This window comes from Candidatus Aeolococcus gillhamiae (assembly GCF_016464765.1).
Taxonomy (GTDB): domain Bacteria; phylum Chloroflexota; class Dormibacteria; order Aeolococcales; family Aeolococcaceae; genus Aeolococcus; species Aeolococcus gillhamiae.
Genome location: NZ_JAEKNS010000039.1, coordinates 1 through 6,929 on the forward strand (window position 1 = coordinate 1; position 6,929 = coordinate 6,929).

Below are 6,929 nucleotides of genomic sequence, written 5' to 3' on the forward strand. Positions count from 1 at the left end.
CCGCGAGCTGCACATCTACAACACCGATCGCACTCACCAGGGCCGGCGCACCAAGGGCCTCACCCCAGAGCAGGCTCTGACCGACCGTAACCTATGGCTCTAAGCACCCGGAGGCGTCGCTACCTCTCGGGGAGAGGACAGTCTAGACGGCTGGCGGAGCTGGCCGTCGTAGTGCGTTACGAATTTCGTGATCCCCCTGGATGACGCTGAAACTGACCCAGCTCTCCATGTGGTGCCCGGTCTGCCGGGCTGACGTGAGCGCTGGTGGACGGCGTGGGCCCCGCCGTCGAAGCGATGCCGGCGGCCCGGGTCGCGAGCGAGTCGTAGGCAGATGATTTTCCTGCTGGTCGCAATTCAGTGGCTCCACGTCCTCGGCGGCATCTTCTGGTTCGGATCGTCGCTGACCAATCACACCGTGCTCCTTCCCGCCATCAAGGCCGAGCCCGCCGAATCGCGGAGGGCGTGGTTGCAATCCTTCGGATCGCGCTACGGCCGGATCATCAGCCCAGTGGGACCGCTGACGATCGCGCTGGGAATCGTCCGCGGACTCGTGGGAACTGCGACTACGTGTTCGTGAACATGTGGAACGGCCCGGTCGGGACACCTATGGGCTACTGGGCGGTGATGAGCCTGGTGAAACGGCTGCGTCGACGGGCCGGCATCGACTTCCACCCGCATCTGTTCCGGCACACGCATGCGACAGCGCTGCTGCGGGCCGGCGTGAGGCTGGAAGTAGTCAGCGAGCTGCTAACCCACGCCTCGGTCCGGACCACGGGTATAGCCGAGATACGTGTAAAAGCGGCAATAGGCCGTAGTCAGCGGTGGACGGGCAGTAGTTCAACGCTAGGGCCGATCACGACTGGCGGCTCGCGCCCGGTGAATCACAGCGCGCTGGTGCCAGGACGGCCTGTCCGCATGCACGTCGTGTAAAGGGCTTGAGGCACCCAGCTGAAGGTCGTGTGATGGCTAGGGCGTCCGCTCGGCGAGGTACTCGGCCACCTCGTGCTGCTGATTGTGCTGCGCCCAGCCGAGAGGCGTGGCGTCGAACTCGGTGTCGCGCCCCCCCGGGTCGGCGCCCAGCTCTAGCAGCAGCTTCGCCATCTCGAGGTCGCCGGCGTACGCAGCACGGTGCAGTGCCGACGTCCGCCTGATCACGTTGACGTCGAAGCCAAGCTCCGCCATGAGCCGCACCGCCGCGAGGCGGCCCAGCTCGGCAGCCTGGATGACGCGCTCTGGAGCGGCAGCTACTGCCTGCATTGTCAGCGTGGGATCGGCGGCCAGCAGCTCATCGACAGCGGCCCGGTCGGCCCGCATGCATGCGGCCAGGAACGACTGCACCAGGTCGAGCGGCACGGGCGTGGCGCCCGCCTCGAGCAGGAGCTCAGCAATCTCGGTGTTGCCATGCCGCACCGCGATCTCGTGCGCGCTCCGGCGGCCAAGGGCCGGGTGCTCGGTGCCGTGCCCGTCGACATGGACGACGTGGCGCAGCAGGAGGTGCACCCGCTCGACCATGTTTGAGTGCACGGCCCAGAGCAACTGATCCTCGATCATCTGCTGCGGCGTGGGGTGGGCGGGCGCTAGCCGAGCATGCCAGGGGCCGCCGTCGCCGCGCCCGAGGCCATACTCGAACAGCAGCTCGAGGTGGTCGTTGACCGGATTGAACTGACGGTTGTACAGCGCCTGGCTGTCGTTCGGGTCCGCGCCCGCCTCGAGCAGCAGTCGCGCCAGCTCCATCGCGTGCCGGTGCGGCGGCTGGTTGACCGCATCCTCGCCGCCTCCGAAGGCGCCGGTCAGCGCGGTGAACGGCGAGGTCAACCCCTCCCAGAGGTAGCCGGCGTTGGGATGCGCGCCGCGGCCGAGCAGCATCCGCGCCACGTCCAGTGGGGAGTGTCGCATCTGGGTACTGTCGAGGCGAGAGTAGGCGAGGTACAGGAGCGGCTCCCATGCGTATGGACCGCCCTCACGGCCGGCCTGCGACGGGTCGGCTGCGAGCAGGGCGCGCGCCGCGGCTACGTCGCCAACCGCCGCCATCGTGTAGATGGTCGCTCTCGCGATCTGAGGGTGCTCGGCCAGCAGCTCACGGGCCCGCTGGTGCCTGGCTCTCTCGTCGCCGCCATACGTGAGGCAGGCCAGGCGCAGGAACTCGTCGGCGAGGTCGGCGGGGCCGTTGAGCGGACCGCCGACCGGCTGCTTGTGAGGCGAGCGCGAGTACCGGGCGATGGTCTCCAAGTGCCGGCGCAGCCGGGGCCAGCTCGGGAAGCCGTATCCGCGGGCAACGACGAGCTGGGCGTCGGCAAGCCGGAACGTCGTCGGCTCGCCTGGGCTGGGGTGGAGCTCGCGGACCGCTTCCAGCGCCTCGGCCGTGCCAGCGCGAACCTGTCGTTGGAGGGTTCTGGCCTCATTCTTGAGGTGCTCGAGGCTGGGGTCGTTGGGGAGATGACGGGTCGGCATAGCTGCCTCCTCTCGGAACTCGCCCTGATGTCCGCATCCTCAGGCCCAAAAGGAGGTCGACGGTCTCGGTCGTCGCGAGATCAGGTGGGCTTCGCCCTTTCCGCGGACCGGGAGCGCCCTGCGCGCTGTCCAAAACGATAGCAGGCGTCCAGGGCTCGCCCGAATTCAGGCGAACACGCCCTCGGTCACGGCCTGGCCCATCCACACCGACAAGTGCCACGAGGACTGAGAGGTCGGTGACCCCGGCCGCCAAGAGCGTCGAGGAGGTGCTGCGGTGCGGCGGATAGGAGACGACCTTGCCACCAGGGTCCAGGCGCTGATCGCCGCCATCATTCCTCCTGACAGACGCTGCTCAACCTTAACGGGCCGGACGGCGGCGGTCGGCACGGCATGTGGGTGTCGGCTGACCACGGGTACGGCAGCAGTGCCGTAGGTAGGTCGCACTTCGTTGGGAAGGCATGGCATCGATCGAGCGAACCGCCTATCCGCGCCTCAGACGGCAGGTGTCTGCTTGGGAGCTGCGCGACGCCTATGCATTGAGCCCGGACGAGATCGAGTGGGCCCGGGGATTGACGCGATCCGACGAGCACCTGCTGGCCCTGACGGTGCTGCTGAAGTGCTTCCAGGGGCTGGGCTACTTCCCGAGGCTGGAAGAGGTGCCGGCGGCAGTGGTGGAGCACGTGCGCGGCGGCCTCTACGTAGCCGAGGGGATTCCGCTCGCTCACGATTCCGAGCGCACGGCGCGCCGCCACAAGGGACTGGTGCGCGATCGGCTCGGGTTGACCGCCGACCCGGAGCGGGCGCGCACGATCGCCGAGCAGACCATACGGTCGGCGGCCGCGGTCAAGGACAACCCCGCGGACCTGATCAACGTGGCCTTGGAGGAGTTGATCCGTGCCCGGTGCGAGCTGCCCGCGTACTCGACGCTGGACCGCCTGGCTGGACGGATCCGAGCTGAGGTCAACGCGGCCATCTTCCAGCTGGTCCACGGCCGGATGAGTCCGACGGACCGGGCTCGCCTGCTGAGCCTGCTCGAACGCGACCTGGTCACCAAGCGCAGCGGCTACGACCGGCTGAAGCAGACCGCGCCGGCGGCGACGCTGTCGAGGTTCCGCGAGCACCTGGAGCTGATCGCGTGGCTGGACGCGGTGGGCGCCACGGACACCTGGTTGGCGGGGGTGCCGGCGATCAAGGTCAGCCACTTCGCCGGCGAGGCCAGGGTGCTGGACGCCAGCGAGCTGCGGGACGTGGGCGAGGTGAAGCGGATCGTGCTGGTGGCCTGCCTGCTGCACCAGGCCCGGGTGCGAGCGCGCGACGACCTGGCCGAGATGTTCTGCAAACGCATGGCGGCGATCCACAAGAAGGGACGCGAGCTGCTAGCGACGATCCAGGAGCGGCACCGGGAACGCAGCGAGCGCATGATCTCCGTCTTCGGCGACGTCCTGGCGGCCGCGCGCGAGGCACAGACTGCGGTGGACGACGACTGGCGGTTGCGCTTCGGCATCGAGGCCGCGAGCGTGCTAGAGGGCGCCGGCGGGCTAGAGGAGCTGGCGACCGAGCACGAGGAGCTCAGCGCCCACCACGGCACCAACTACCTGCCGCTCCTGGACCGCTTCTACCGAGGGCACCGTCCCCTGCTGTTCAAACTCGCGTCCGTCCTCGTGCTGGAGTCGACCAGCGCTGATCGCACACTGCTCGATGCGCTGGAGTTCGCCCTGGCCAACGAGGCCCGGACAGCGGAGCTGGTTCCCGACCATGTGGACGGGGTCGCGGTGGACAACTCGTTCGCTTCGGAAGCCTGGCAGCGGGTGATCCGGGACCGACGACGGCCGGGCAGGTTCGTTCGCCGGCACTTCGAGGTCTGCGTGTTCTCGCACCTTGCCGACGAGCTGCGCACCGGCGACGTGGCCGTGGTCGGCTCGGCGTCATACGCCAACTGGCAGACCCAGCTCCTGCCCTGGGAGAAATGCGAGCCAATGGTGGCCGGCTACGGTGCCGAAGCGGGGCTGCCGACTAGCCCCTCGGAGTTCGTGGACGGCTTGCGGACGCGGCTGGCCGAGCTGGCCGCCAGCGTGGACGCCGGCTACCCGGACAACGCTGACCTTGTGATCGACGAGGAGGGCCGGGCGGTGCTCAAGGCTCGCAAGGGCAAGGAGCGCCGGCCTTCAGCGCTGGCGCTGGAGGCGGCGATCAAGGACCGGCTGCCGGAGCGCTCGCTGCTGGACATCCTGGCCCGCGTGAGCCGGGCTACCGGCTGGCACCGACACTTCGGGCCGCTCTCGGGCTCGGACCCCAAGCTGGCCGATCCTCTAGCGAGGTACATCCTGGTGGCGTTCACCTACGGCTGCAACCTGGGCCCGAGCCAGGCGGCGCGGCATCTTCGCGGCCTGGTAACCGCGCACGAGCTGGGCGCCACCGCCCGCAGACACGTCACCGCCGAGAAGCTGAACCTGGCCCAGGCCGACGTCGTCAACTGGTTCGCGCAGCTGGACCTGGCACGTTTCTGGGGCGACGGCTCCAGCGTGGTCGCCGACGGGACCAAGTACGAGATCTACGTCGACAACCTGCTGGCCGAGTACCACATCCGCTACGGCGGCTATGGCGGCATCGCCTATCACCACGTCGCCGACAACTACATCGCCCTCTTCTCCCGCTTCATCCCCTGCGGTGTGTGGGAGGCGGTCTACATCATCGAGGCCCTGCTCCAGAACCTGAGCGACGTCCAGCCCGACACCATCCATGCGGACACCCAGGGCCAGTCGTTCCCGGTGTTTGGACTTGCCTACTTGCTGGGCTTCGACCTCCTGCCCCGGATTCGCAACTGGAAGGAACGCACCTTCTTCCGGGCCGACCAGGAGACCCGCTACACCCACATCGACGCCCTCTTCGGGGAGCCGGGGCGGAACGTGATCAACTGGCGCCTGATCGAGACCCACTGGCAGGACCTGATGCGGGTCGTGCTCTCTATCCGCGAGGGCAGGCTGTCCTCCGTGACGCTGCTCCGCCGCCTGCGCTACGACTCCAAGAGGAACCGCGTCTACCGGGCCTTCCGGGAGCTGGGCCGCGTGATCGCCACCCTCATGCTCCTGCGCACCATCTCCGACCCGGAGATGCGCGAGCAGACGGGGCGGGCGATGACCATGGTCGAGTCCTACAACGGCTTCGCGAAGTGGGTCTTCTTCGGCAACGAGGGCGTGATCGCGGACAACGACCCCGACGAGCAGGAGAAGGCGATCAAGTTCAACGACCTGGTGGCCAATCTGGTCATCCTCTCCACCACCCTGGACATCTCGGCTGCGGTCAACCAGCTGCTCGCCCACGGCTTCCCAGTGCTCGCCGAGGACCTGGCGACGATCTCCCCCTACCAGAAGGACAACGTGAAGCGCTTCGGCGAGTACATCCTCGACATGAGCGCTGCGGCGGGCGAGCTCGACGGTCACCTGGAGCTCAACGCGGACCTGGTCCAGCCACGAGTGGGGATCGCGGGCTCCGGCTCCTCGCCGGATGGGGCGACTTCCGAGAACCAGCATTCTCGGAAGTAGAATGCCGGAATGGCTTCCGAGAACGCGCTCCAGCCTGCACGCCAGAGGCGTCGATCCACTTCCGAGAACAGGCAGCCCTCCCCAACTAGCCGGAGAGGAGCCTCCGGCACGCCTCTGGCCCCGAGCATGGCCAGCCTGCTTGAGGAGTACCGGGCCCCTCTGGCCCGGGCTCCGCTGAGCCCCGAGTCCCGCCGGACCTACCTGTCCAAGGTCCGCCAGTTCCTGGCCTGGCTCGGAGCCGCGGCCCTGGACGGCGACCCGCTCGCCGACGCCGCGGCGCGCGACTGGGCGGTCCGTGACTACCGCTCACACCTGCAGGTGGTTGCGAAGGCGGCACCGGCCACCGTCAACGGCGCGGTGGCCGCGGTCGACGACTTCTACGCCCGGCGAGGCCTGGGGCCGGCCAGGGCCGAGCGGGTCGAGCTGCCGCGCCAGGCGCCTCGGGCGCTCGACAAGCGAGCCTCTCTGCGCTTGCTGCGTGCCGTCGAGGCGCACCTGGCGCCACGCAACCGGGCGCTCGTCGGCGTCCTCTTCTACGCAGGCGCCAGGATCAGCGAGGCCGTGCGGCTCGACGTCGACGACGTCCGGCTCTCAGCGCGCAAGGGCACCCTGCGCCTGCTGGGGAAGGGCGGCAAGGTGCGCGAGGTGCCGGTCCATGCCCAGCTGCGCACCGACCTCGCCCTCTGGCTCGAGGAGCGGCCCAACTGGCCAAACCCCGACGGCACGTCGGCGCTGTTCCTCAACCAGCGCGGCGAAAGGCTCTCCGTTCGGGGCGCCAGCGACCTCGTCGCTGCGATCGCCGAGGCTGCCGGCCTGGATGACGAGACCACGGCCCATATCCTCCGGCACACCTTCGCCACCACCCTCGTCCGGGGCGGCGCCGATCTGGTCCTGGTGGCCGAGCTCCTCGGCCATGCCCGGCTCGAGACCACGCGC

General features: G+C 68.8%; 5 protein-coding genes. 4 read left to right on the forward strand and 1 reads right to left on the reverse strand.

Annotated features, from left to right (window positions below):
• Window positions 1-331: 331 nt before the first annotated feature.
• Both JF886_RS03215 and JF886_RS03220 read left to right on the forward strand, forming a co-directional pair.
• Window positions 332-577 (forward strand): hypothetical protein, encoded by a 246-nt coding sequence (locus JF886_RS03215; RefSeq protein WP_337309550.1) that lies wholly within the window; start codon window positions 332-334, stop codon window positions 575-577.
• Between the two features lie 29 nt (window positions 578-606).
• Window positions 607-930, forward strand: coding sequence for a tyrosine-type recombinase/integrase (locus JF886_RS03220; protein ID WP_337309559.1), 324 nt, complete (start codon window positions 607-609; stop codon window positions 928-930).
• Between the two features lie 36 nt (window positions 931-966).
• Here the strand turns inward: JF886_RS03220 and JF886_RS03225 are convergent, their stop codons facing one another.
• Window positions 967-2,451 carry an ankyrin repeat domain-containing protein gene (locus JF886_RS03225; RefSeq protein WP_337309552.1) on the reverse strand — a complete coding sequence of 495 codons (1,485 nt, stop codon included), beginning with the start codon at window positions 2,449-2,451 and terminating at the stop codon, window positions 967-969.
• 458 nt (window positions 2,452-2,909) lie between these two features.
• Here JF886_RS03225 and JF886_RS03230 point away from each other — a divergent pair, with 458 nt between their 5' ends.
• Together JF886_RS03230 and JF886_RS03235 are read left to right on the forward strand one after the other, a co-directional pair.
• Window positions 2,910-5,993, forward strand: a complete 3,084-nt coding sequence (locus tag JF886_RS03230) for a Tn3 family transposase (protein WP_337309555.1) — start codon at window positions 2,910-2,912, stop codon at window positions 5,991-5,993.
• A 126-nt stretch (window positions 5,994-6,119) separates the two neighbouring features.
• Window positions 6,120-6,929, forward strand: an 810-nt coding sequence (locus JF886_RS03235) for a tyrosine-type recombinase/integrase (protein ID WP_337309557.1), incomplete at its 3' end; no start/stop codon positions are given.

Excerpts from the sequence above, each read along its gene's own strand:
- JF886_RS03215 (WP_337309550.1), top strand. The coding sequence starts at position 332 with ATGATTTTCCTGCTGGTCGCAATTCAGTGGCTCCACGTCCTCGGCGGC.
- JF886_RS03225 (WP_337309552.1), bottom strand. The coding sequence starts at position 2,451 with ATGCCGACCCGTCATCTCCCCAACGACCCCAGCCTCGAGCACCTCAAG.
- JF886_RS03230 (WP_337309555.1), top strand. The coding sequence starts at position 2,910 with ATGGCATCGATCGAGCGAACCGCCTATCCGCGCCTCAGACGGCAGGTG.
- JF886_RS03220 (WP_337309559.1), top strand. The coding sequence starts at position 607 with ATGGGCTACTGGGCGGTGATGAGCCTGGTGAAACGGCTGCGTCGACGG.